The sequence below is a fragment of the Actinoplanes sp. NPDC020271 genome (assembly GCF_044388125.1).
Lineage (GTDB): Bacteria > Actinomycetota > Actinomycetes > Mycobacteriales > Micromonosporaceae > Actinoplanes.
The window spans coordinates 141,386-163,659 of the sequence record NZ_JBIRWQ010000009.1; the positions used below are offsets into that span (position 1 = coordinate 141,386).

Annotated in this window: 26 protein-coding genes; 12 read left to right on the forward strand and 14 right to left on the reverse strand. The window is 72.4% G+C overall.

From position 1 onward, the window contains the following. The first annotated feature begins 8 nt into the window (after positions 1-8). Together ACH442_RS21505 and ACH442_RS21510 are read left to right on the forward strand one after the other, a co-directional pair. The gene (locus ACH442_RS21505) at positions 9-692 is read left to right on the forward strand and encodes a hypothetical protein (RefSeq protein WP_396339838.1); all 684 of its coding nucleotides are present in this window, start codon (positions 9-11) and stop codon (positions 690-692) included. Next, positions 673-1,044, forward strand: a complete 372-nt coding sequence (locus ACH442_RS21510) for a VOC family protein (protein WP_396339839.1) — start codon at positions 673-675, stop codon at positions 1,042-1,044. The genes ACH442_RS21505 and ACH442_RS21510 overlap by 20 nt, the downstream gene beginning before the upstream one ends. Before the next feature lie 36 nt (positions 1,045-1,080). Here ACH442_RS21510 and ACH442_RS21515 read toward each other — a convergent pair whose 3' ends face one another. Continuing rightward, entirely contained in the window at positions 1,081-1,665 is a 585-nt protein-coding gene (locus ACH442_RS21515) for a TetR/AcrR family transcriptional regulator (RefSeq protein ID WP_396339840.1), read from the reverse strand. 35 nt (positions 1,666-1,700) lie between these two features. Here ACH442_RS21515 and ACH442_RS21520 point away from each other — a divergent pair, with 35 nt between their 5' ends. The 3 genes from ACH442_RS21520 (at position 1,701) to ACH442_RS21530 (ending at position 3,568) form a co-directional block, all read left to right on the forward strand. Then, entirely contained in the window at positions 1,701-2,561 is an 861-nt protein-coding gene (locus tag ACH442_RS21520; RefSeq protein WP_396339841.1) for an alpha/beta fold hydrolase, read from the forward strand. 79 nt (positions 2,562-2,640) lie between these two features. Further along, positions 2,641-3,027: a hypothetical protein gene (locus tag ACH442_RS21525; RefSeq protein WP_396339842.1), complete on the forward strand. Its 387-nt coding sequence runs from the start codon at positions 2,641-2,643 to the stop codon at positions 3,025-3,027. Positions 3,028-3,160: 133 nt separating this feature from the next. Beyond that, positions 3,161-3,568 (forward strand): hypothetical protein, encoded by a 408-nt coding sequence (locus tag ACH442_RS21530; RefSeq protein WP_396339843.1) that lies wholly within the window; start codon positions 3,161-3,163, stop codon positions 3,566-3,568. An 11-nt stretch (positions 3,569-3,579) separates the two neighbouring features. Here ACH442_RS21530 and ACH442_RS21535 read toward each other — a convergent pair whose 3' ends face one another. Both ACH442_RS21535 and ACH442_RS21540 read right to left on the reverse strand, forming a co-directional pair. Then, positions 3,580-4,041 (reverse strand): GNAT family N-acetyltransferase, encoded by a 462-nt coding sequence (locus ACH442_RS21535; protein WP_396339844.1) that lies wholly within the window; start codon positions 4,039-4,041, stop codon positions 3,580-3,582. 207 nt (positions 4,042-4,248) lie between these two features. Continuing rightward, positions 4,249-5,421, reverse strand: coding sequence for an erythromycin esterase family protein (locus tag ACH442_RS21540; RefSeq protein ID WP_396339845.1), 1,173 nt, complete (start codon positions 5,419-5,421; stop codon positions 4,249-4,251). 82 nt (positions 5,422-5,503) lie between these two features. On the opposite strand from ACH442_RS21540, the gene ACH442_RS21545 reads away from it, so the two are divergent. Then, the gene (locus ACH442_RS21545; RefSeq protein ID WP_396339846.1) at positions 5,504-6,160 is read left to right on the forward strand and encodes a class I SAM-dependent methyltransferase; all 657 of its coding nucleotides are present in this window, start codon (positions 5,504-5,506) and stop codon (positions 6,158-6,160) included. A gap of 34 nt (positions 6,161-6,194) precedes the next feature. Continuing rightward, positions 6,195-6,728 (forward strand): hypothetical protein, encoded by a 534-nt coding sequence (locus tag ACH442_RS21550; protein WP_396339847.1) that lies wholly within the window; start codon positions 6,195-6,197, stop codon positions 6,726-6,728. 187 nt (positions 6,729-6,915) lie between these two features. Here the strand turns inward: ACH442_RS21550 and ACH442_RS21555 are convergent, their stop codons facing one another. The 3 genes from ACH442_RS21555 to ACH442_RS21565 are packed head-to-tail and all read right to left on the reverse strand — an operon-like array spanning position 6,916 to position 10,962. After that, positions 6,916-8,052 (reverse strand): type III PLP-dependent enzyme, encoded by a 1,137-nt coding sequence (locus ACH442_RS21555; RefSeq protein WP_396339848.1) that lies wholly within the window; start codon positions 8,050-8,052, stop codon positions 6,916-6,918. After that, positions 8,045-9,592: an IucA/IucC family protein gene (locus ACH442_RS21560; protein ID WP_396339849.1), complete on the reverse strand. Its 1,548-nt coding sequence runs from the start codon at positions 9,590-9,592 to the stop codon at positions 8,045-8,047. The genes ACH442_RS21555 and ACH442_RS21560 overlap by 8 nt, the downstream gene beginning before the upstream one ends. Continuing rightward, positions 9,589-10,962: an IucA/IucC family protein gene (locus ACH442_RS21565; RefSeq protein WP_396339850.1), complete on the reverse strand. Its 1,374-nt coding sequence runs from the start codon at positions 10,960-10,962 to the stop codon at positions 9,589-9,591. The genes ACH442_RS21560 and ACH442_RS21565 overlap by 4 nt, the downstream gene beginning before the upstream one ends. Before the next feature lie 149 nt (positions 10,963-11,111). Here ACH442_RS21565 and ACH442_RS21570 point away from each other — a divergent pair, with 149 nt between their 5' ends. Continuing rightward, positions 11,112-12,782 (forward strand): FAD-binding dehydrogenase, encoded by a 1,671-nt coding sequence (locus ACH442_RS21570; RefSeq protein ID WP_396339851.1) that lies wholly within the window; start codon positions 11,112-11,114, stop codon positions 12,780-12,782. A gap of 298 nt (positions 12,783-13,080) precedes the next feature. After that, entirely contained in the window at positions 13,081-13,527 is a 447-nt protein-coding gene (locus ACH442_RS21575; RefSeq protein ID WP_396339852.1) for a hypothetical protein, read from the forward strand. Between the two features lie 34 nt (positions 13,528-13,561). Here the strand turns inward: ACH442_RS21575 and ACH442_RS21580 are convergent, their stop codons facing one another. From ACH442_RS21580 to ACH442_RS21605, 6 genes are all read right to left on the reverse strand, one after another. After that, on the reverse strand, positions 13,562-14,524 hold the full coding sequence (locus ACH442_RS21580) for an NAD-dependent epimerase/dehydratase family protein (protein ID WP_396339853.1): 963 nt from the start codon (positions 14,522-14,524) through the stop codon (positions 13,562-13,564). Positions 14,525-14,806: 282 nt separating this feature from the next. Continuing rightward, positions 14,807-15,280, reverse strand: coding sequence for a heme-degrading domain-containing protein (locus ACH442_RS21585; RefSeq protein WP_396339854.1), 474 nt, complete (start codon positions 15,278-15,280; stop codon positions 14,807-14,809). Next, positions 15,280-16,041: a sulfite exporter TauE/SafE family protein gene (locus ACH442_RS21590; protein ID WP_396339855.1), complete on the reverse strand. Its 762-nt coding sequence runs from the start codon at positions 16,039-16,041 to the stop codon at positions 15,280-15,282. The genes ACH442_RS21585 and ACH442_RS21590 overlap by 1 nt, the downstream gene beginning before the upstream one ends. 225 nt (positions 16,042-16,266) lie before the next feature. After that, on the reverse strand, positions 16,267-16,518 hold the full coding sequence (locus ACH442_RS21595) for a thioredoxin family protein (protein ID WP_396339856.1): 252 nt from the start codon (positions 16,516-16,518) through the stop codon (positions 16,267-16,269). A gap of 10 nt (positions 16,519-16,528) precedes the next feature. Beyond that, a complete protein-coding gene (locus tag ACH442_RS21600; RefSeq protein ID WP_396339857.1) occupies positions 16,529-17,578 on the reverse strand; it encodes a permease in 1,050 nt (349 codons plus the stop codon). Further along, positions 17,578-17,904, reverse strand: a complete 327-nt coding sequence (locus tag ACH442_RS21605) for an ArsR/SmtB family transcription factor (RefSeq protein ID WP_396339858.1) — start codon at positions 17,902-17,904, stop codon at positions 17,578-17,580. Before ACH442_RS21605 ends, ACH442_RS21600 begins: the two co-directional genes overlap by 1 nt. 569 nt (positions 17,905-18,473) lie before the next feature. Here ACH442_RS21605 and ACH442_RS21610 point away from each other — a divergent pair. Continuing rightward, the gene (locus ACH442_RS21610; protein WP_396339859.1) at positions 18,474-19,244 is read left to right on the forward strand and encodes an endonuclease/exonuclease/phosphatase family protein; all 771 of its coding nucleotides are present in this window, start codon (positions 18,474-18,476) and stop codon (positions 19,242-19,244) included. A 250-nt stretch (positions 19,245-19,494) separates the two neighbouring features. Here the strand turns inward: ACH442_RS21610 and ACH442_RS21615 are convergent, their stop codons facing one another. Further along, positions 19,495-20,001 carry a GNAT family N-acetyltransferase gene (locus tag ACH442_RS21615; protein ID WP_396339860.1) on the reverse strand — a complete coding sequence of 169 codons (507 nt, stop codon included), beginning with the start codon at positions 19,999-20,001 and terminating at the stop codon, positions 19,495-19,497. Positions 20,002-20,080: 79 nt separating this feature from the next. Between ACH442_RS21615 and ACH442_RS21620 the strand changes: the two genes are divergently transcribed. Together ACH442_RS21620 and ACH442_RS21625 are read left to right on the forward strand one after the other, a co-directional pair. Continuing rightward, a complete protein-coding gene (locus ACH442_RS21620; RefSeq protein WP_396339861.1) occupies positions 20,081-20,521 on the forward strand; it encodes a MarR family winged helix-turn-helix transcriptional regulator in 441 nt (146 codons plus the stop codon). A 5-nt stretch (positions 20,522-20,526) separates the two neighbouring features. Further along, complete coding sequence (locus tag ACH442_RS21625) at positions 20,527-20,946, forward strand: organic hydroperoxide resistance protein (protein WP_396339862.1); 420 nt, start codon at positions 20,527-20,529, stop codon at positions 20,944-20,946. Positions 20,947-21,001: 55 nt separating this feature from the next. On the opposite strand, the gene ACH442_RS21630 is transcribed toward ACH442_RS21625, so the two are convergent. Then, positions 21,002-22,237 (reverse strand): beta-ketoacyl-[acyl-carrier-protein] synthase family protein, encoded by a 1,236-nt coding sequence (locus ACH442_RS21630; RefSeq protein ID WP_396339863.1) that lies wholly within the window; start codon positions 22,235-22,237, stop codon positions 21,002-21,004. Positions 22,238-22,274: the final 37 nt, after the last annotated feature.

Genomic DNA, 22,274 nt, shown 5'->3' on the forward strand with positions numbered 1-22,274 from the left:
TACCGCGCGTGGGTTCGGACTGGGACTGGGAGCTGGAGGTGCCGGAGCAGCCGATCGGCCCGGCGTTGCGTGAGCTGTTCGCGGTGGCGGCCCCGCTCGGCCTGCGCCCGCAACGCCCCGACGGGCTGTTCAACCTCTGGGCGGACGGCGGCATGCGCACCGTCGCGTCCGTCGACGAGGTGATCACCGTGCTGGCGGCCGGGTGGTCGCACAGCCAGCTCTGGACCGGTGACACCGACATCTGGCTCAGTTGCTTCAGCGGTGCGGGGCGAGAGATGCGCCCGGGGCTCGTCCTCGGGTCCGGGTTCCTGCTGTGCTGGAGTCTCGGTTCCGGGATCCACCGAAGGCCGGTGCCCGAGGCGGCCGCCTTCCGGCAACTGCACGGCCGGCTGACCCGGCTGTGGCTCGACGTGGCGCAGCGGCTCGGTGCCGGTCAGGGCCGGGTCGAGGACGAATGGTCCGTCGAGCAGGCCGGGGACGAGCCGCAGGTGGGGTGGTGGCGGTACCTCGGCCCGGGCCGCGACCTGCCGTTCCCGCCGACGCCGGAGATGGTCGTGGAGGAGCTGCCCGGCGGTGCGCGCCTGATCCGGCTGCTCGACGATCCGGCGGCGGTCGACGCACTCCGATACGCGGCGATCCACGAGCGGTGGCGTGACTCGGTAGGGTCGGGTGGTGACCTCGATCATCCGTAATGTCTCGTTCGACTGCGCTGACCCGTACGTGCTGGCGGTCTTCTGGAGCGAAGTCGTGAGCCATCCGATCGGCCCGGAGTTCGCGCCCGGGGATCGCGAGGTGGTGATCGCGCCGCCCGGTGGGCCGCGGCTCTACTTCCAGGCGGTGCCGGAGTCGAAGACGGTCAAGAACCGGGTGCACGTCTGCCTGCAGTCGCCCGACCTGGGGCGGGACGCGGAGGTGGACCGGCTGGTGGCGCTCGGGGCGGCGGTCCTGGCCGATCACCGCACGCCGGACGGGGGCGGCTGGGTCGTCCTGCAGGACCCGGCCGGCAACGAGTTCTGCCTGACGCGGGCTGGATCGGAACGCTAGGTCCGTGCTCGAACCGGGCCGATCGGCAGGATCCGTCTAGCTGTCGAAGATCAGGCCGAGGTAGTGGTGCAGCACGGCCACCGCCGTGCCGCCGTCGTGCTGGCGGCCGAGGATGCTGGAGGCCAGGCCGTTGGTCAGGGCCAGCAGCCCGGACGCGGTCAACTCCGGCTCCGGGCGCCCGGCCAGCCGCAACTGGTTCGCGAGCAGCCGTTCCAGACTGTTCGGATGGTCGGCGCCGAGCCGGGTCAGTTCCGGTTCGGCCAGCACCAGGCTGTAGAAGGCCGCCCAGGTCCGGGTGATCCGCACCCCGTCCTCGTCGAGCGGCAGCGCCGCCAGCAGCGTCTCGGTGATGAATTCCCGGGGCGGGGGAGCGACACCGTTCCCGGCGGCGAGCAGTCGTGTCCGGACCCGTTCGCCGATCTGTTCGGCCGAGTAGCCGATCGCGGTGAGCAGCAGCTCGTCCTTGGTGTGGAAGTAGTACTGCACCAGGCGCAACGACACCCCGGCCTCGGCGGCGACCGACCGCATCGTCGCGTGTTGCAGCCCTTGGCGCTCGGCGATGCGCAGCAGGGCCCCGGCGATGTGGCGCTTGCGTTCCTCGTGATCGACCCGCTTCGGCACGTAGCCACCCTCCACTTTGATGATACAGTTGTACCATGAAGACCGTAGGTGAGTTCACCGACGACGCCGCACGGCAGCGCTTCCTCACGGCCTACCGGACAGCAATGGATCTTCTCTGGCCCTCACCGGTCGTGCCGGAACGGGTCACGACCAGCTTCGGCGAGGCCGTCGCCTACCGCACGGGCGCCGGCGACGGCGTGCCGCTCGTGCTCGTGCCGGGCTCCGCGGGCAGCGCCCTGGCCTGGTATCGGTACGCTGCCGCCCTCGGCCGCAAGCATCCGATCATCGCGCTCGACCCGATCGGCGAACCCGGCCAGTCCACCCAGACCCGGCCGATCCGTGACGCCGGCGACGTCGCCGCCGACCTCGAGGAGACGCTCGCCGCGCTCGGCGTCCAGCGCGCCCACCTGGTCGGGATGTCCTACGGCGGATGGGCGATCCTGCGACACGAACTGCGCTTCCCCGGGCGCGCGGCGAGTCTGACCCTGCTCGACCCGGCCGGATTCGGGCGCCTCGGCGCGAAGTTCTGGATCTGGCTCGTCGCCGGATCGCTCGCCGGGCTGACCCCCGGGCCGATCCGGCGGCGGCTCTCCTACCCGGTGCGCAACGCCACGCTCCGCGACGACAACCTGATGCCGCTCCTGCCGCTGGTCATGCGGTTCCGTCGCCGCCTGCCGATCCCGGACCAGGTGACCGACACCGAGCTCGCCGCGCTGACCGTGCCCACCCTCGTGCTGATGGGCGAGCACAGTTCGCTCTACGAGCCGGCCGAGGTGATGCGACGGCTGCGCCGCGTGCTGCCGTCAGCGCAGGCCGAGATCGTGCCGGGCGCCTCCCATGACCTGCCCAGCCACTCGCCGGAGCTGGTCGCCGACCGGATCGCGGGTTTCGTCTGAGACAACGGCGGGTACAAGATCGTTACCTCCGGTTCGGCCGTTCCACTCAGAGCAGACTGCGTCGTGCGGAGGTGTGGCAATGAACAGCATGATTCCGGTCGCGATCATCGCGGCGACGATGGGATTCGCCCCGGCCGCCGTGTCGTCGACCGCCCAGGTCTACGACCGGGACAGTGAACTGCTGGCCGAAGCGCGCTTCGACGCCGGGAACGACACGTTCGCGGTGACGAAACTCGAAGCCGGCGGCGGCCGGGCCTATCTGGACTACCGCTACGTCCGGGGAGACGGGACACTGCAGACCGGCACCCACTCGGCGAGCGAGGTGGCGGGGCAGACCGTCCGGTTCGGGCACGACTTCGAAGCCGGCCGGAAAGTCACGTTCCGGGTGTGCGTGGCGGGAGAGCGCGGCTTCAACGCGTGCAGCGCCGGCGACGACGGCGAGAACTGGACCATCGGCGTCGCCTGAGGGCAAAGGCGTCGCGAGGGTCATCCCACCCCGAAGATCAAGACCCGATCGGCGTACGTCGTGAGCCGCGCGACACTGCGCCGCGCCCGAATAACGCTGGGACCCGCCGGGGGCTTCCGGCATCATCACGGGCATGACAGCCGACGAGCTTGTGCCGATCGAACTGGACGAGGACGAGCGGGAGGTGCTCGCCCACGGACTGACGGAGTGGGGCGGCCCGGCCCGGTGCACCGAGCCCCTCGCGGTGGCCATGGACTTCGGCAGCATCGCCGAGCTGTTCGAACACGTCGTACGGCTACGCCCCCTCGTCCGGGGCGGACAGCCGCTCAGCGCCCGCGACTGGCGGCGGGTCCTGGTCTCCGCGGAGATCGTCTTCGCCAGCGACGTCTTCGGATCCGGCTGGGACTGGCAGAGCACCACCGGCTTCCACGACGAGGAGACCATCCGCCTGCTGCGTTCCCTGCAGCGCAAGATCGCCCGAGCCGCCCGCATCCACGAACTCCCGGCCGCCCCGGAGGCCGGCCCCTCCGACCCGGACTGAACCGGCCGCCGCTACGACCGGAGGTCGAGCACGCCGACGATCTGCCCACCACTGCGTTCGCCGGTCGGCCGGAAACCCAGCCGCAGCCAGAAAGCCTCCGGTCCGCCGTCACGGGCCTCCCAGGTGACGTAGGCGCGGGTGCCGCCGCGGGCCCGGATCTCGTCGACGACGCTCTCGGCGGCGAACCGGCCGTAGCCGCTGCCCTGCGCGTCGGCCGCGATGTTGAGCCGCCAGACCCCGGACCGCCGGTCGTCGGCGTCGCGCTTCGGATCCCACGGAATGTCGAGGAAAGCCATCACGAAGCCGACCGGGCGGTCACCGTCGACGATCAGCCGTGGCCAGGCGTACTCGTGGAACATGTAGGCCTCGGCGAGCGACTTGACCACCGGCTCGACCAGATCGCCCTGGTCGGGGCGCACCGACACGGCGAGAGCCGCTTCGAAGGTGTCCGGGGTGATCTTCTCCAACCGCATGCAGCGCACCTTAGCGGCCCGGGGCGTGCCTTGCTCAGCCGCACGGGGCGCCTGCCTTGCCCGGTCCACCAGGTGACCAGCTGATCCGCGAGGTTCGGGACCATGGCCGGGGTCGGAGCGTCACCGTGGATGTCCTCGATCTCCGCCGCGTCATCCGGAGCAACACCTCGAGCGGCAGATGCTCCGGGGCCGGCCCGGCCGACCCGTTCATCCCGCCAGCTCGGGGACCAGGACGGCCAGGTCGAAGGCGTCGGCGACGGGCAGTTCGACGTATCCGTCCAGGTTCCGGAAGCGTCGGGGGCCGTCCGCGGCGCCTCGCCACGGCCGCAGGTCGGTGAGTCGCGGCTCGGGTGCGTCCGGCTTCAGGAGCGCCTCCACGCTGCCGGGCGCCGGTTCGGCCAGGTCGACCGTGAGGACCTCGACGCCGCGGTCGGTGCCTGGTGCGGGGCGTCGGGTCGGGGTGCGGCCGCCGGCGCACGTGACCGCGATGGACATGTAGTCGTCGCCCAGGTCGGCCACCAGGTGACTGCCGAGGACGGCGACCTCGAACGTGCCGCCCAGCCTGATCGGAATGCGCTGCAGGTGGGTGTTCGCCGCGGAGATCACCACGCGGTTGCCGTCGTCGAGCAGGTGCCGGACGGTCTCGGCCATCGCGGTGTCGCGCACGTTCACCGCGGCGTGGACGGCTGAGCCGGTCATGGCCGCGGCCTGGGCGCGCAGCATCTGATCGAGCAGAACGGCCAGCCGCAGCTCGTGCCGGGCGGTGGCGTACCCGGCGGCCGGGTAGAGCGGGCGCATCGCGTCGACGCGCGCGGCCAGTTCGGACAACAGGATCGTCTGCGCGTCGCGGTCGGCGGGCGGTGTCTCCCGGTACGCCGTCAGGGCCGCGATGGTGTACGGACCGGCCCAGCTCGTCGCGTACCTCCGAATCTGATCGAGGATCATGAGCGCACCCGGATCAGTGTCGGCGAGGTAGCGCGCGACGCCGTCGACCGCGGGCAGCAACGATCCGAGGTCGGCGGGCAGGTCCAGGCCGGCGAACCGCGCGTGCCGGTGTTCGCGGAGCCAGGTCAGCAGCCGGCGGGTCTCCGCGGTGGCGCCGAAGCCGTAGGTCAGCCCGCGCGCCGCGATGTCCGCGACGTCGCCGTCCTCGAGGCCGCGCACCCAGCGGTCGACGAGCAGGCCCTCGCTGAACCCGGACTCCAGGGCCACGGCCGAGAAGCCCATCCGCTCGGTCAGGAAGCGGACCAGCAGGTGTCTGACCTGCTGATACTCGCGCACGTTGTGGGCGGACTCGCCGATGCCGACGACGCGTGCGTCGCCGATGATCGCTCGCAGGGGTTCGAGATCGTCCAGCGTGGTGAGTGGGATCGCAGTCATGGTCGGCCAACGATACGCCGCGCGGTCCGGCCACTCTCCTAGATTCCTAGGAAGCTTTAGGGGGTGTGGCACGGTGGGCGGTATGGCCGACGACGTGACCCCGGACGGCTGCCCGGTCGAGGTGTACCGCCACCTGCCCGCCGGCGACGAACCCGGCCTGATCCACCGGGCGGTCCCGCCCGGCTCGCGGATCCTGGAACTCGGCTGCGGCACCGGACGCCTCGCGAACGCCCTGGTCGCGCTGGGCCACGACGTCACCGGCGTCGACGAGTCCGCGGCCATGCTCAGCCATCTGGACGGCGTCACCCCGGTACACGCGCGGATCGAGGACGTGCGGCTGGGGGAGCGGTTCGACGTCGTCCTGCTCGCCGCGAACCTGATCAGCGCCGCCGCCGATCGCCGCGCGCTCGCGCAGGCCTGCGCCCGGCACCTGATCCCCGGCGGCACGCTGGTCGGTCAGTGGCTGCGGCCGTCCTGGTTCGACGAGCTGATCCGGGACGGCGGGCGCGACGGGCGGCTCGGGGCGGTCCACGGCAGCGTGCGACTCGTGCGGTCCGCCGCGGAGGAGCTGACGGCCGAGATGACGTACCGGATCGATTCCCGCGTGTGGAGACAGCGGTTCACCGCACACCGGATCAGCGCGGCGCAGCTGCGCTCGGACCTCGCCGGGGCCGGGCTCTGGCTGGACCGATGGCTCGACGAAAGGCGTACCTGGTGGTCGGCGGTTCGCCGAACCTGAGGTGCCCGCTCGCAGCATTGGTTAAGAAGGAGGCGTGGAGTTCTCGGGCACGGTCGCGACCGGCGCCGGCATGTTCGGCCTGTGGTCGCCGCCCGCGTTCCGGGGCGTGATCGACTACGGCTCGTGGGAGGCGGAGCTCCTCGAGGACCAGGACCTCAGCCGGCACGCGCGGGCCGGGGTCCTGGTTCCGATCAACCTGCACAGCGACGGCGCCTTCCAATTTCTGGTACGCATCGGAACACCGGCCCGGCCCGCGACTCTCACCGCCCGTGAACGCGAATATCTGGTCGTCTCCTCCGAGCCGTACCTGTTCGTCGCCACCGACGGCGCGATCCTCAGCGGCATCGAACACGTCGGCGCCCGTCCGGGGCCGCACCTTCCGGTCCCGTTGCCGGCCGGGCGCTGGCAGGTGGAGATCTCCATCGTCGACTGGACCGCGGAGCCGGGCCTGCAGGACGGTCGCGGCGATCCGCTGCCGGGCTCCCTGCCCGACTTCACCCTCCTGCTGAACCCGGAGGCCGGCCCGGGCTCCTACCGAACCGCCGTGGACACGTTCACCCGCCCCTGACCGCCGAGATCAACCCGTTCGTCGGCGGTGTCGCGGGCAGAGCGTGACGGATGTCGAGTCCCGTCCACCGCAGTCCTCGGACAGGTGACAACGCCGGCCGCCGGCCGAGCCCACCCGCCCGGTGGCCGGCGTTGCCTGAACGCCCGGATGACGACGCCCGGCCGAGACGGCCGGGGTGTCGGCGCGGTCAGAGGACGATGAACTCCGGGGCGGGGTGGCGCAGGAAGTCGTGGTGGGAGATGTCCCAGGCGTAGGCGCCGGTGCGGGCGAAGACCAGCAGGTCGCCGACGCGGAGGCGGTCGACGGGCTGGGCTCGGGTGAGGACGTCACGGGGGGTGCAGAGTTCGCCGACCGCGTCGACCGGGGTCCGGGTCACGGCCGGCCGGGAGTACGGGCGGTCCCAGTCGTCGACGGGCAGGATCGTGAACGGATGGCTGTAACCCCAGGCGGCGGGGAGGCGGAAGTGGTGGGTGCCGCCGCGCAGCACCGCGAACGTGCGCCCGTGCGTGGTCTTCAGGTCGAGCACCTCGGTGGCGTACCAGCCGGCGTCGGCGGCCAGGTAACGGCCCGGTTCGAGGATCAGTTCGAGGCCGTCGGGCACGCTGACCTGTGACAGCGGGGCCAGGTCGATCGAGGTGGACGACGTGTGGTCGACGCCCAGGCCGCCGCCCGCGTTGACGATTCTCAGATTCACGCCGTACGCCGAAGCGGTCGTGATCGACCACGTGATGGCGTCGGCGATGAACGCGGCGTGTGCGGTGCCGTCGAGGTTGTTGGAGACGGCGTGCAGGTGGAAGCCGATGACGTTCAGGCCGGTCGGCAGGGTTTCCAGGACTGTTCCGAGCTGGTTCTCGTCGATGCCGAACGGGGTGGGCGTGCCGGTCATCGCGTGGCTGCCGGTGACGGCGACGCCGGCACGATTGACGCGCAGGCAGATGTCGGCGGAGAGGCCGAGCGCGGCGATTCTTTCCGCCTCGAAGCGGCTCTCCACGTTCAGCAGCGCGCCCGCTCTCACCGCGGCGGCCAGCTCGGCGTCGGTCTTGCCGGGGCCGCCGAAGACGATGCGGGGGGCGCCGGCCCGGACGGCGAGGTCGAGTTCGCCACCGGACGCGACCTCCAGACCGTCACAGGCAGAAGCCATGGTGCGTACGACGTCCGGGTGCCCGTTGGCTTTCACGGCGTACAGGACGGTGGTTCTGGCCGGTAGGGCGGCCCGGAGCCGGGAAGCGGCCGTGCGCAGGGCGGACGTGTCGTAGACATAGGCGCAGGCCGGCGTCGGGAGGCGGCGCAGCGCGGCGGTGACGGGGGCGGGTAGTTCAGCCATGCAGGGGGTTCTCCACGGGGATGTAGATGTCGCCGTTGTCGGCCAGGCGCATCCGGACGAGCGCCTTGTGCGGCACGGTCGGCGCGGTGAACGCGGCGTGGTCCGCGCGCGCCTCGGGGGAGTCCAGGTTGTCGTAGGTCTCGTCGACGACGTCGCGGACGATCCGCCACGCGGCGCGTTCGTCCAGGTCGAGGTGGAGGACGAGTTCGCCGAGGTGGGCCTGGAAGGCGGTGTAGCCGAGCTTGGCGCGCATCACCGCGGGATCGTCGGTGCCGACGACCGATCCGGGCCACAGGTCGACCTGGTGCCCGGCGGCGGTCAGGCGCGGCAGGTGCAGGCGCAGGCCGGCGAAGTCGCGCAGGGCCAGCCGGTGCGGGCGGCCGTCGACGAAGGTGGGCAGGCAGTTCTGCAGGTGCGCTTCGAGGGCGACGCCCCGGGTGGCCAGGCGCAGCAGCGGGGGCAGCAGCAGCTGGGCGTAATCGGTCAGCCAGGCCGCGTCGCCGCCGCCGTGGCGGGTGATCAGCTCGCGCATGCGGTAGGGGAGGGCGCTGCCCGTGATCGCCTCCTCGCCGGGGGCGAGCCGGCCGGTCAGGCCGTCGCGGACGATCGCGGACAGGTCGCGGCCGGAGCCGGCGGGGACGGCCGCGCCGGCGGTCTCGGCCATCAGCAGCAGGGTGGGTTCGTCGGCGGCGAGGCGGTGCAGCAGGGTGGAGACGGCCGGGCCGTTGCGGGTGCTGGCGACCGAGATGCTGCGCCGGGTCGAGGTGACCTGGATGTCGAGGGAGACCTTGAGGTAGCGGCGTTTCCCGTCGGCGCCGGCCGGGAGCAGCAGGGTGCGCAGCGCCGCCGTGGGGATCGCGTCGAGATGCCCGTCGACCTGGTGAAGGGTGCCGTCGGCGAACAGGTGCGCGTAGCGGTCGAGGACGAGCTCGTGCTGCCAGGCGTGCACGGGCTGCAGGCGATACCCGGGCCTGGAATACGCGATGTCCGGATACAGTTCGCTCAGGTCGTCGCCGACGTGCGCGGTATCGCGGACCGCGATGAACCGAATCTCCGTCGCCCCTGCCTCAAGATCGTGAGCGAGCACGTCACCCGTGTCCCACCCCAGCCGGGTACGCCCACAGGGGTGCAGGTTGTGACCGGAGATGGCCAGCCGTTCCCCGGCAATCGCGGCCTCGTCGGCGTCGCCGCCCCGACGCGGCCCGGGGCGTGCCAGTGCTATCGCCAGATTGATGACAGCGTTACGGATCTCGGCCGCGAACCCGGGCGCGTCCAGGCCGCCCAGCAGTTCCACGGGGTCGGCCACCCCGGAGCGCGCGAACTCCACCCGGTGGAACGCGTGCCGCGTCGCGTCCCGGTCGGAATCGCTGGTCAACCCCTCACGAGCGAGAGCGCCCCGGAGTCTTCGCCCGACTGTCCCGGCCGCGTGGGGCAGGTGGTCGAGGAACCCGGCCACGAGGTCCGGCGCGTGCACGGCCAGCGCCGCCTGGGTGTGCGCGGCGGCCGCGGCGAGGCGTCCGGTGGTCAGGCCGGAGGTCATGCGTACACCGCCATGGGGTTGGGCCGGTAAGTCCAGATGTCGTCGAGCGGGTCGGCCGCGAGGCGCATGGCGGTGGTCGCCTTGACCGGAAGTGATCCGGTCAGCAGTTCCGGGCTGTCCCTCAGCCCGGCCGCGATGATCTTCCACAGCCGGTCCGGTTCGGCGCCGTGGTGCTCGGCGAAACCGTCGACGAGCTGGCTCGCGACGGTGCCGAGCGCGGCCGCCGCGACCTTCGTGCGCAGCACCGCCGGGTCGTCGGTGAGCAGGTCACCGTGCAGGTCGAGGCCGAGCCGCCGGTCGACGCGCACGCCGCCGAGGTCGCGGTAGAGGACCCGGACCGGGTGCCCGTCGCGGAGCACGACCAGGGTGTTCTGCCCGTGGGCCTCCAGGGCGACGCCGCGGCGCAGCACGGTCGTCAGCGGCGCGAAGAACACCGCGGTCAGCTCCTGCAGCCATCGGCCGGGGTCATCGACGGTGTCGAGAAGACGAGAGGCGAAGATCCCCAGCGGTACGGCCGTTTCCCCCGGCCCGAGCCGCGGTGCGCGCCGCACCAGGTGGGCGAGGTGCCGGTCCGGCCCGTCGTCGGTGATCACCGCGCCGGCCTCGGTCTCGGCGAGGACGTCGATCGGCAGGTCAGCGGTGAGCTTCTGCAGCGCGGCGCTCAGGATCGGCCCGTTGTGCACCGCCGCGGGCGAAACGGTCCGCACCGCCGAGGTCATCTGCACGTCGACCGCGGTCTTGACGTGCGGCCCGCCGTTGACCGGCGCGACCGTGCGCAGCGACATCAGCGGGCGCACCGGCCGGGTCGGGCCGGCGTCGGTCAGCCACGGGTAGCGGCGCAGCAGCCGCGCCGCCTGCCACGGGTGGGCGTAGAGCACGGGCTGGCCGGTGCCGTGCCAGCGCTCGGCCGGCACGCGCAGCCGGCGCAGCCGGATCACCGGGCGGTGCTCCGGCCCGTAGGCCAGCACGTCGGCAACGGTCATCCCGGCCCGGGTCCGGCAGCCGGGGTGCAGCGGGTGCCCGTCGACCTCCAGCTGCTCGATCTTCCCGAGCCCGTCCGGGTCGCCCGGGGCGGGCAGCACCCGCGGGACGCGGTTGGCGCGGGCCAGGGCGAGGTTGGCGACGCTGTTGGCGATCTCGGCGACGAACGGCGTGCCGGGCCAGAGTCTCGCGGTCAGCTCGACCGGGTCCAGGTCGGCGTAGACGGCACCCGCAAGAGGCTCACGTCCGATCGCCAGACGCAGCCGGTGCAGCACCGCGGCGCGGGCTCCCGGAAGTGCCGCATCGTAACGTTCGACCAGGTCAGGCCGGAGATCCTCGAGCGCGGCGCGGGTCTGCGCCGGGTCGGCGGTGGAGATGTCGTGCGGCACTCCACCATTGTCGCGGTCATCGGCCGTAGCGTCCGATCGGGGTTTTGCGAGGCGAGCGAGGACACAGTTGCCTCGCGGCGTGTCGCGAATGCTGTTCACATATCGGTTACATTCCGGGTCACTCCATTTCTCGAGGCAAAGGGGCTGTCGTGGACGCGGACGTCATCGTGGTCGGCGCGGGACTGGCCGGGTTGGTCGCGGCGCACGAGCTCACCACCGCCGGCAAGAAGGTGATCCTGCTCGACCAGGAGAACGCGGCCAACCTGGGCGGGCAGGCGTTCTGGTCGTTCGGCGGCCTGTTCCTCGTCGACAGCCCCGAGCAACGCCGGGCCAGGGTCCGCGACAGCGTCGAACTGGCGTGGAGCGACTGGCGGGGCAGCGCCGGCTTCGACCGGCTCGGCGACGAGGACTCGTGGGCGGTGAAGTGGGCCCGGGCGTACGTCGAGTTCGCCGCCGGGGAGAAGCGCTCCTGGCTGGCCGGGCTGGGCTTGAGCTGGCTGCCGTTCGCCGGGTGGGCCGAACGCGGCGACCTGCGGGCGGGCGGGCACGGGAACTCGGTGCCGCGCTTCCACATCACCTGGGGGACCGGGACCGGGGTGGTCGAGCCGTTCGCCGCGTCCGCGCATCGGGCCGCCGGCAACGGGCTGCTGGAGTTCCGGCACCGGCACCGCGTCGACGAGCTGATCGTGGAGTCGGGCGCGGTTGCCGGCGTACGCGGGAAGCTTCTGAAAAATGACGACGCCGCACGTGGCTTCCCGTCGAACCGGGAGGAGATCGGCGATTTCGAGGTACGGGCGCAGGCCGTGATCGTGACGACCGGCGGCATCGGCGCGAACCACGACCTGGTCCGTCAGTACTGGCCGGCACGCCTCGGCACCGCGCCCACGACGATGATCACGGGCGTGCCCGCGTACGTGGACGGGCGGATGCTCGGGATCGCCGAGGAGGCCGGCGTACGCCTGGTCAACCGTGACCGGATGTGGCACTACACCGAGGGCATCCGCAACTGGGACCCGATCTGGCCCGCGCACGGCATCCGGATCCTCTCCGCGCCGTCGCCGATGTGGTTCGACGCGCTCGGCCGGCGGCTGCCGCAGCCGTACTACCCCGGCTACGACACCCTGGGGACGCTGCGTTACCTGCGCACCACGCCGGACATCGCCGCGTATGACCACTCCTGGTTCATCCTCACCCAGAAGATGATCGAGAAGGAGTTCGCGCTGTCCGGCTCCGAGCAGAACCCGGATCTGACCGCGAAGGATCGCCGGGGATTCCTGCGCGAGCGGCTGCTCGGCAAGGGCGCTCCCGGGCCGGTGGAGGCCTTCAAGCAGCACGGCGCGGACTTCGTCGTCGCCCCGGACCTCGACGAACTGGTCGCCGGGATGAACAAACTGACCGCGACGCCGCTGCTCGACACGGCGCACGTCCGCGCCCAGATCGAGGCCCGGGACCGGCAGCTCGTCAACAAGGTCACCAAGGACGCCCAGGTGCAAGGGATCTACAACTCGCGGCGCTACCTCGGCGACCGGATCGGGCGGACCTCCGCGCCGCACCGGCTGCTCGACCCGGCGGCCGGGCCGCTGATCGGGGTGAAACTGCACATCCTGACCCGGAAGACGCTCGGCGGGATCCAGACCGACCTCGACTCGCGGGCTCTCGGGGTGAACGGGGAGGCGCTGCCCGGTCTGTACGCGGCCGGGGAGGTGGCCGGGTTCGGGGGTGGGGGAGTCCACGGGTACAACGCACTGGAAGGGACGTTCCTCGGCGGGTGCATCTTCAGCGGTCGCGCGGCCGGGCGGCACGCGGCCCGATCGTTGTAACACCGTTTCCGGCCGTGGCCGGTTCACCGGGGCGGCGGAATTCGCGATCACCGCACGCTGTCGCGCGGGAGTGGGCGCGGACGGGCCGGGCGGGGTTTCCGTCAGCGTGGACAGCAATTTCGCAGTCGCGCCACCGCCGGATCGGCGGTCCGTCGGCCCTGCCGCCGGGCGCGGCCGCCTGCCGGGCGACTCTGCCGCCGGGCGCGGTCGCCTGCCGGGCGACTCTGCCGCCGGACATGACCGCCTGCCGGGCGACTCTGCCGCCGGACATGACCGCCGGCTCGGCGGCCCCGGCCCGATGCGGGTCACGCCCGGGCCGGACCTGCGGGCGGGCGCGGCCCAGACCGGCGTCGACGACGACGGCGTGGTGCTGGTGCGGGTGGGCGCGGACGGCAGCGTCACCGCGGTCGAGGTCAGCCGGCGGTGGGCGGAACGGCTGCGCGAACCGGAGGCCCTCGCCGCGGCGATCCTGACCGCGTACCGGCAGGCGCTGCTGAAACGCATGGCGGCGCGGCTGATCACCGACCCCGGTGGGGGCGCCGTGCCGCTCAGCGGGATGCCGCTCGGTGGGACTCCTGTGCCGCTCAGCGCGACCGCCGTCGAGCTCAGCGGGGGTCCCGTGCCGCTCGGTGAGGCCGCCTCGCTGCCCGACGTGGCCGACGACCGCTGGCGCGACGGCGTTCGCCAGGCCCTGGAGCTGACCTGTCGCGCAGTGATCGCCGGCCGCGCCGACCGCCATGACTAGGCCGGTCGCGAAGCAGATCGGAGCCGTGTTGCTCTCAGGCGGCCAGAAGTTTCGCCTCGACCTCCGGGTCCAGCCCGACCGCCGGCCGGTCCGCCCGCTGCGGCACCGCCCCGCCCAGCCCGGACAACCACCCCCAGGTGTCCGCCACGGTCTCCTCGACCGGCCGGCACCGCAACCCCGCGCCGAGCGCCCTGCTCACGTCCCCGCCGTGCATGAAGTCGTGCTCGGCGCCCGGCGGGAACCAGATCGGCAGGTCCGTCCACGGCTGCACCCCGGCCGCCAGGATCGTCTCCGGCGCGGTCCAGCGCAGCTCGGCCCGGCCGCCGGTCACCGCGTTCGCGGCGTCCAACAGCTGCCCCATGGTGGTGTGCCCGGCCGGGCTGACCACGTTGACCGGCCCGGCCGTCCCGACGTTGGCGAGGATGAAGCCGGCCAGGTCGCGCACGTCGACATACTGCAGGGGCAGGTCCCGTGGCCCGGGTGCGACGGTCGGCCCGCCGCGGTGCAGGCGGTTCAGCCACCACGGCAGGCGGCCGACGTCCTCGTGCGGCCCGAGGATCAGCCCGGCCCGGGCCAGCAGGACCGGCCCGCCGAACGCCTCGGTGGCGCGTTCCCCGCGCAGCTTGTCACCGGCATATCCGGGATCGTCGAGGTCGGCGAGCGGCGTCCGTTCGTCGATCACTCCCGGGGCGAGCCAGCGATAGACCGAACGGCTCGAGACGTACGTCAGATGCCCTGCCCGCCCCGCCAGCAACGCCGCCGCCGTGCCGACCGCCGCCGCGTCCGCCGACCACGTGTCGACCACCGCGTCCCACGTTCCGGTCGCCAGCGCCGCGAGCCCGCCGTCGGCGAGCCGGTCACCGACGAGCACCTCGGCCCCGGGCACCGGATCGCGCAGCCCACGATTGAAAACGGTCACGTGGTGACCGGCCGACATCGCGGTCGTGGCCAGGACCCGGCCGACGAACCCGCTGCCTCCGAGGATCAGAATCCGCATGGGCCGAGCCTGCCCGACCGCTCGTCCCACCCCCAAACGGATCTGCTGAGGGCAGAGGCGTCAGAGCGCAGTCCCCGTCGGCCCCGGCCGGATCGGGCACGGCCGGGGCCGACGGGCGCAGCGTGGCGGCCGGCTCCGGCCCGCCCGGCTTTCGACCGGATCGCCGCAGCCCGCCCGGCTCCGGTCCGCCCGGCTCCGGCCCGCCCGGCTCCGGCCCGCCCGGCTTTCGACCGGATCGCCGCAGCCCGCCCGGCTGACGAACGCAACGGTCGCCGGCTCCGTTCAGTCCTCGAGGAACGTCTCGAGTGCCTCGACGACCAGCGCGTGGTCCTCGGCCTGCGGCAACCCGGAGACGGTCACGACGCCGACCACCCCGGCCCCGGCGACCCGGATCGGGAACGCCCCGCCGTGCGCCGCGAACAGCGCCGGGTCGACGCCCATGGCCGCGTCGAGCTCCCTGTCCTTGGCCGCGAGCCGGCGCCCGACCAGGTACGACGAGGCGGCGAAGCGGTAGACGACGCGGACCTTGCGGGCGATCCAGACGTCGTTGTCGGCGGTGGAGCCGGGCAGGCCGGCGTGGAACAGTTGCTGCTCGCCGCGCCGGATGTCGACCGCGACCGGCAGCCCGCGCTGGGTGGCCAGGTTGACCAGCAGGCAGCCGAGGGCCCACGCGTCGGCCTCGTCGAACTTGCCGAAGACCAGGCGGCGTTCCTGCTCTTCGATCTCCGCGATCAGGTTCTGGGTCTCGTCGCTCATCACTGCATTCTTATCTGATCGACGCCGAGCTTGACGATCAGGGCGAGCACCACGACCAGCAGCACGATCCGGACGAAGCCGGAGCCCTTGCGCAGCGCCATCCGGGCGCCGACGACCGCGCCGGCGATGTTGCAGACGGCCATGCCGGCGCCGAGCCCCCAGTGCACGTGCCCGGTCGCCGCGAAGACGATCAGCGCGCCCAGGTTGGTGCCGGTGTTGACCAGTTTGGCCATGGCCGAGCCGTGCACGAAGTCGGCACCGACGATCGTGGTGAACGCGAGCACCAGGAACGTGCCGGTGCCGGGACCGATCAGTCCGTCGTAGAGCGCGACGACCCCGCCGGCCACCGCGACCGCGAGGACGCGCCTGGTGGGGGTGCGTTTCTCCATGTGCTCGGCCAGCCCCATGGCCGGTCTCGCGGTAACGAAGACCGCCACGGCGATCAGGACGAGGAGCACGACCGGCCGGTACGCCGTGGCCGGAATCGACCCGGCGAGCAGCGCCCCGCATCCGGCGCAGAGCAGCGCCAGGGCGGTGGACGGGCCCGCCACCCCCCAGTCGATCTTGGTGCGGCGTGCGTACGTGACCGCCGCCGTGCTCGTCCCGCAGATCGCGGCGAGCTTGTTCGTGCCCAGTGCGGTGGGCAGCGGCAGTTGCGGGGCGGCCACGAGCAGGGCCGGCAGCAGCAGCAGACCGCCACCGCCGACGACCGCGTCGACCCAGCCGGCCGCGGCGGCCGCCACCAGGAGCGTAATGATCACTTACGGCCGCGCAGCCTCTGGAGCCACATGCCGAGCATTGCCACGGCTATGAAGACGAGCATCGAGCAGCACAGGGCCCTGGTGAACATCCGGCCACACTAGCGGGCCGGGCCGCACCCGCGTCTGGCCGCCGTGACGGCGACGACAACCGCGGGGCGGCCAGGACGGCTCCTGCGGCGACCTGCCGGGGCTGCCGAGTAGCCGCCGAGGGACGAAGCCGTCTGTTCAGGCCGCCCCGGCGGCGGCCGCGCTCAGCACTTGCGCGACCTGTGCGGTGGTGGGAACCCGTCCGGCCAGTACGACCTGCTCGTCGACGACCAGGGCAGGTGTGCTCATCACCCCGTAGCCCAGGATGGTGGGGTAGTCGGTGACCGTCGTGACCTGTGCGGTCATCCCGAGTTCGGTCAGTGCTTCGCGGGTGCGGGTTTCCAGGGTGTGGCAGTTCGCGCAGCCGGAACCGAGGATCTTGATGTTCATGAGGTCGCTCCTAGAGGATCGTGTTGAACAGATAGCCGGTGATCACGATCGCGGTGGCCACGACACCGGTGAACGCGGCCAGCAGTGGGGGTTTGAGGACTCGGCGCAGCAGGATCATCTCGGGCAGGCTCAGCGCGACGACGCTCATCATGAACGCCAGCACAGTGCCCATCGCCACGCCCTTGGCATGCAACACCTCGACCAGCGGCAGCACCCCGGCGGCATTGGAGTACAGCGGCACCCCCAGCAGCACCGCCACCAACGGGGCCAGCGGATTGCCGGCGCCGGCCCAGCGGGCGAAGAAGTCCGCCGGCACCCAGCCGTGGATCACCGCGCCCAGCCCGATGCCCACCACCAGGTACGGCCACGTCTTGCGCAGGATCTTGCCGACCTCCTCCCTGCCCAGGGTGATCCGGTCGTCGAGGGTCAGCCGCTGCCCGGTCGCCACCGGAACGCCGCGCAGGGTGGTGGCGTACACGAACGGTTCCACCCAGCGGGGCGGGCTGATCCGACCCAGCACGTAGCCGGCGAGCGTGGCGATGACCAGCCCGGACCCGATGTACAAGGCGGCGATCCGCATACCGAACATGCCGTAGAGCAGCACCACCGCGACCTCGTTGATCAGCGGGCTGGCGATCAGGAACGACAGCGTCACCCCCAGCGGCACCCCTGCGGCGACGAACCCGATGAACGCCGGCACCGCCGAACAGGAACAGAACGGCGTTGCGATGCCCAGCCCGGCCGCCACCAGATTCGCCACGCCCTCGCGGCGGCCGCCGAGCAGCGCCCGGGTCCGTTCCAGGCTCAGGAACGACCGGGCCACGGTGACCACGAAGATGATCCCGGCCAGCAGCAGAATGATCTTCGCCGTGTCGGTCACGAAGAAGTGCAGCCCGCTGCCCAGCCGCGAATCCGGGTCCAGGCCGGCGACCTGGTACACCAGCAGATCCCAGAACGGCCTGTTGCCGGCATAAGCCAGCAGCCAGGCACCGGCCATTACGGCAACCGTGATCAGTCGGCGCGACCGGTGCCGACCGGGCGACGTGTCCAGCGTGCTCATCACACCCTCCCCGAGCCGACGACCACGAGCGGGTGCCCCGCCATCGGCAGCGCCGCCCGCAACCGCGCCTCGGCGTCCTTGGCCAGGGTGTAGTCGATCCAGCGGCCCCGGCGGCGCGAGCACACCAGTCCCGCGTCCCGCAGAACCTTCAAGTGGTAGGACAGCAGATTGGCCGGCACCGCGGCGATCGGCTGCAGGTCGCAGACACATCGGGTGCCGGCCTCGGCCAGCGCCGCCAGCAGCCGCCACCGCACCGGATCCGCGGCCACGGCCAACAACCGCGACGGTTCGACCCGGCTTGCTTCAATCCCGATTGACGTGTCCACGCCACAAGCCTCACGCTGCCGCCTCGACCGGCGACAGAGCACATCCGCCCGCCTCGACTGACTACCGGCCCACGCGCCGCGTGGACCACCTGACTCCCGGGAACCGGGCGCGGCGATCCGTCCGTTCCGGCGTTGCGGCGCGCAGTCCCGGCGGGGCCGGTGAGCGGTGCGTCTACTGCATGCCGGTGGGTACGCGAGCCGCGGCGCCGGCACCCGGGCCTGCCCGCCGCCGTGGATCTGCGCATTTCCGACGACGAGCCGGTGCTGGTCGGCCGGTACGACCGGGAGCCGGTGCGCTGCCCGTTGCAAGAGTCGTTGCCTCACCGCGCGAGGCCGGACCGCCCAGGGTCACCGTCTCGGGACTGCGCGAGGTCAGGGAGCGGGCGGGCTCACCGGATCCGTCACGGACCCGCAGGCCGTACCGGACGGCGGCCCGACCAGCGCCACCGGCACGAGAAAGCCGCGACGAACCCGCCGCGATCGCCGGCTCCACCCAGCGACGTCGATTGTCATCGACGACGGAGCGTACCGCCCGCCCGCCCGCGCGATGCGTTGACTAGGGTCGGCCTGTGCGCCTGGCCACCTTCAACCTGTTGCACGGCAGATCTCTGTCCGACGGCACGGTACACGCCGATCGGGTCCACGCCGCCGTCGCCGACCTCGACGCGGACGTGCTGGGTCTTCAGGAGGTCGACCGGGCCCAGCCCCGGTCGGGCGGTCTCGACCTGACCGTGCTCTGCGCCGAAGCCCTGAGAGCGCCCGCTCACCGCTTCGCCGCGGCCGTGGTCGGCACGCCCGGGCAGACCTGGCAGCCCTGGCACGCCGACGCCGACATCTCCCATCCGCAGTACGGGATCGGCCTGGTCAGCCGGTTCCCGGTGCAGCGCTGGCAGATCACCCAGCTGCCGGCCGCGCCGATCCGCTCGCCGGTGCTGACCGGGGACGGGTTGCTGCTGCTCAAGGACGAGCCGCGGGTGCTGCTGGCCGCGGTCCTGGAGACGCCGCACGGGCCGGTCAGCGTCGGCACCACGCACCTGTCGTTCGTGCCGGGCTGGAACGTGCGGCAGCTGCGTCACGCCGTCCGGGCGATGCGCGCCCTGCCGGCCCCGCGCATCCTGCTGGGTGACCTCAACATGCCCACCGGTCCGGTCCGGGCGTTCACCGGCTGGCGTCCGCTGGCGCGTGCGGCGACGTTCCCCAGCCCGTACCCGCGCACCCAGCTCGACCACATCCTCGCCGACCCGCGCGGTGCCGCCCCGCTGGGCCGGGTCGTCCAGGTCCGCACCCCGCACTCGCCGGTCTCCGACCACCGCCCGCTGGTCGTCCGTCTCGACCCCTGAACCCCATTTCCCGCGTACGCCCCCGCAACGCCCCACCCTCGACCGTGCCGCCCGGCCCCGCGCGCGGTCCGCGGCTGCTCAGCCCGCGCCGCGCTGCCGCTGGCGGCTGGTTCCGCGGGGTGCTGCCGGCCGCGTGAAGCACCCCCGACGGCCGGCCGGGTCCGGGCGTCGCGTCGTGCGGCCGGGAGTGGCCGCCGGCTCGCGTCGGGGAGTCACGGGACGAGGCTCACGGCGTACCGAATAAGCGGGTTCATGGTTTTCCGGGGCGGAGGTAGACGTCCTCGAGGCCGTCTTCGGGGTCCCACTGCTCGCCGATCTTGCGGAAGCCGAAGCCTTTGATCGTGGCGCGGGAGCCGGTGTTGTCGGGGCGGATGCTGGCGCGGACGGCGGTGACGCGCGGGTCGGCGTCGGCGCGGTCGAGCAGGGCACGCAGCATGGCCTTGGCGTGGCCCCGGCGGCGGTGGGCCGGGTCGACGGAGTAGGCGACCTCGACGATCCCGTCGGCGTCGGGCGGGCCGTGGAAGCCGCCGTGTCCGACAACGATCCCGTCCGGGTCGCTCAGCGCGGCGCGGGCGATCCAGTCGGCGGCCTCCGGGTCGCGCCGGATGTCCTCGAGGCGGATCTCCCACAGCCAGCTCTCGTCGGCCAGGTACTGGCTCAGCGGGGTCCCGGCGGCCCGGCTCGCGGCGTCCAGGTCGCCGTCGACGAGGGCGGACAGGGCGGCGGGGGGAAGTTTCACGAATCGGATGCCCGGCATCCCGCGATGATCACACGTGGTAGTGGTCCGCGCCACCAATCGGTTGCGCACAACTTAATTGCGCACTACTGTTCTGGTCATGCGGGAAAGCACGGCACTGGACGAGATGATCTGCTTTCAGCTCTATGCGGCCAGCCGGGCGATGACGTCGCTCTACCGTCCGCTGCTCGACCCGCACGGCTTGACGTACCCGCAGTACCTGGTTCTCCGGGTGCTCTGGCACGACGGTCCGACTACCGTCCGTGATCTGGGTCGCACCCTGCGGCTGGACAGCGGCACCCTCTCGCCGCTGCTGAAGCGTCTCGAGGCGCAGGGTCACCTGACCCGGGCCCGCGGCGCCGACGACGAGCGCACCGTCCTGGTCAGCCTGACCGAAACGGGTCAGCGCCTGCGCGACGAGATCGGCGACCTCACCCAGGCGCTGCTCTGCTCGGTCGACCTGACCGTCGACGAGCTCACCCAGTTGCAGAGTCTGCTCATCCGGGCCAACCGCCCCTCCGCAAGTTCCCACGAAAGGTGACCGGCATGACCGCGATCTACACCGCCTCCGCCACCGCGACCGGTGACGGCCGCAACGGGCACGTCCGTTCCAGCGACGGTGTCCTCGACTTCGACCTGGCGATCCCGAAGGAGATGGGCGGCCCCGGCGGTGCCCTGACCAACCCGGAGCAGCTCTTCGCGGCCGGCTACGCGGCCTGTTTCCACAGCGCCCTGAAGCGGGTCGCCGGCATGCAGAAGGTGACCCTCACCGACACCGCGATCACCGTCGACGTCGGCATCGGCCAGCTGCCCAGCGGCGGCTTCGGGCTGAACGTGACGATCGAGGCCGAGCTGCCCGGTCTGCCGGAGGAGCAGGCCAAGGCGATCCTCGAGGCCGCGCACCAGGTCTGCCCCTACTCGAACGCGACCCGCGGCAACGTCGAGGTCGAGCTCAACCTCGCCTGATCGGCCCAGACGCAGCCCCGGGCAGGATCGCTGCCCGGGGCTGCGTCTGTTGCGGTCATGCGGGGGTGAACAGCAACGACACGTTCTGGCCGCCGAAGCCGAACGAGCTGCAGATCGCCGCGCCGAGCGCCTGCTTGCGCGGCTCCCCGGTGACCACGTCGAGCGGGACCCCGGGATCCTTGTTCTCCAGGTTCAGCGTCGGCGGGATGATCTGCTCGGCGACCGAGAGCACGGTGATGATGCTCTCCACCGCACCGGCCGCCCCGACCAGGTGGCCGATCGCGCCCTTCGGGGCGGTCAGCACCACGTCGTCGCCGAGCGCCGTGCGGATCGCCGCGGCCTCCCCGATGTCACCGACCAGGGTCGAGGTGGCGTGGCAGTTGAGGTGGCCGACGTCGCCCGGCGCCAGCCCGGCCGTCCGCAGCGCGGCCCGGATCGCCCGGATCTGGCCCTCGCCCGACGGCTCCGGGCCGGTGATGTGATACGCGTCGGCGGTGATCCCGAACCCGGCGAGCCGGGCGACCGGCCGCGCGCCCCGGGCCGCGGCGAACCCGGCCCGCTCCAGGACCACCACGCCCGCGCCCTCACCCAGCACGAACCCGTCCCGGTCGACGTCGAACGGCCGGGACGCGCGCTCCGGCTCGTCGTTGCGCTTGGACAGCGTGCGGGACTGGGCGAACCCGGCGAGGGTGATCGGCGCGATGCACGCCTCGGCGCCCCCGGCGATCACCACGTCGGCCTCGCCCGACCGGATCAACCGGGCGCCCTGCGCGATCGCCTCGGCCCCGGAGGCACAGGCCGCCGAGGTGGTGTAGACCCCGGCCCGGGCGCCGAACTCGATGCTGATCCACGCGGCGGCGCCGTTGGGCATCATCATCGGGACCGTCAGCGGGGACACCCGCCGCGGGCCCTTCTCCTCGATCACGTCGTCCTGATCCAGCAGCGTGGTGACGCCGCCGATGCCGGTGCCGATCACCACGGCCAGCCGCTCACCGTCCACCCCGGGCGTGCCCGCGTCGGCCCATGCCTGCCGGGCTGCCACCAGCGCGGCCTGCTGGCAGCGGTCCATCCGCCGGGCCGGCACCCGGCCGAGCACCGTGTCGGGGGAGACCGCCATCGGGGCGCCGATCAGCGTCGGCAGCTCGTCGCGGTGGGCGTAACCGGTCAGCAGGTCGTCGATGCGCCGCACCCCCGAGCGACCCTCCAGCATGCCCTGCCACAGCGAGTCGACATCCCCGCCCAGTGGCGTCGTCGCACCCAGCCCGGTGATCACCACATCGTCCGTGCCCATCGGGTCCCCTTCCGTCGAACCTCAGCGGTAGTTGTAT

Bases quoted from the DNA above. Each gene is read 5' to 3' on its own strand.
- ACH442_RS21620 (WP_396339861.1), top strand. From the start codon at position 20,081: ATGCGGGAAAGCACGGCACTGGACGAGATGATCTGCTTTCAGCTCTAT.
- ACH442_RS21560 (WP_396339849.1), bottom strand. From the start codon at position 9,592: ATGACCTCCGGCCTGACCACCGGACGCCTCGCCGCGGCCGCCGCGCAC.
- ACH442_RS21600 (WP_396339857.1), bottom strand. From the start codon at position 17,578: ATGAGCACGCTGGACACGTCGCCCGGTCGGCACCGGTCGCGCCGACTG.
- ACH442_RS21615 (WP_396339860.1), bottom strand. From the start codon at position 20,001: ATGCCGGGCATCCGATTCGTGAAACTTCCCCCCGCCGCCCTGTCCGCC.
- ACH442_RS21535 (WP_396339844.1), bottom strand. From the start codon at position 4,041: ATGCGGTTGGAGAAGATCACCCCGGACACCTTCGAAGCGGCTCTCGCC.
- ACH442_RS21625 (WP_396339862.1), top strand. From the start codon at position 20,527: ATGACCGCGATCTACACCGCCTCCGCCACCGCGACCGGTGACGGCCGC.
- ACH442_RS21540 (WP_396339845.1), bottom strand. From the start codon at position 5,421: ATGACTGCGATCCCACTCACCACGCTGGACGATCTCGAACCCCTGCGA.
- ACH442_RS21525 (WP_396339842.1), top strand. From the start codon at position 2,641: ATGAACAGCATGATTCCGGTCGCGATCATCGCGGCGACGATGGGATTC.
- ACH442_RS21555 (WP_396339848.1), bottom strand. From the start codon at position 8,052: ATGGCTGAACTACCCGCCCCCGTCACCGCCGCGCTGCGCCGCCTCCCG.
- ACH442_RS21585 (WP_396339854.1), bottom strand. From the start codon at position 15,280: ATGAGCGACGAGACCCAGAACCTGATCGCGGAGATCGAAGAGCAGGAA.
- ACH442_RS21530 (WP_396339843.1), top strand. From the start codon at position 3,161: ATGACAGCCGACGAGCTTGTGCCGATCGAACTGGACGAGGACGAGCGG.
- ACH442_RS21580 (WP_396339853.1), bottom strand. From the start codon at position 14,524: ATGCGGATTCTGATCCTCGGAGGCAGCGGGTTCGTCGGCCGGGTCCTG.
- ACH442_RS21520 (WP_396339841.1), top strand. From the start codon at position 1,701: ATGAAGACCGTAGGTGAGTTCACCGACGACGCCGCACGGCAGCGCTTC.
- ACH442_RS21630 (WP_396339863.1), bottom strand. From the start codon at position 22,237: ATGGGCACGGACGATGTGGTGATCACCGGGCTGGGTGCGACGACGCCA.
- ACH442_RS21595 (WP_396339856.1), bottom strand. From the start codon at position 16,518: ATGAACATCAAGATCCTCGGTTCCGGCTGCGCGAACTGCCACACCCTG.
- ACH442_RS21575 (WP_396339852.1), top strand. From the start codon at position 13,081: ATGCGGGTCACGCCCGGGCCGGACCTGCGGGCGGGCGCGGCCCAGACC.
- ACH442_RS21545 (WP_396339846.1), top strand. From the start codon at position 5,504: ATGGCCGACGACGTGACCCCGGACGGCTGCCCGGTCGAGGTGTACCGC.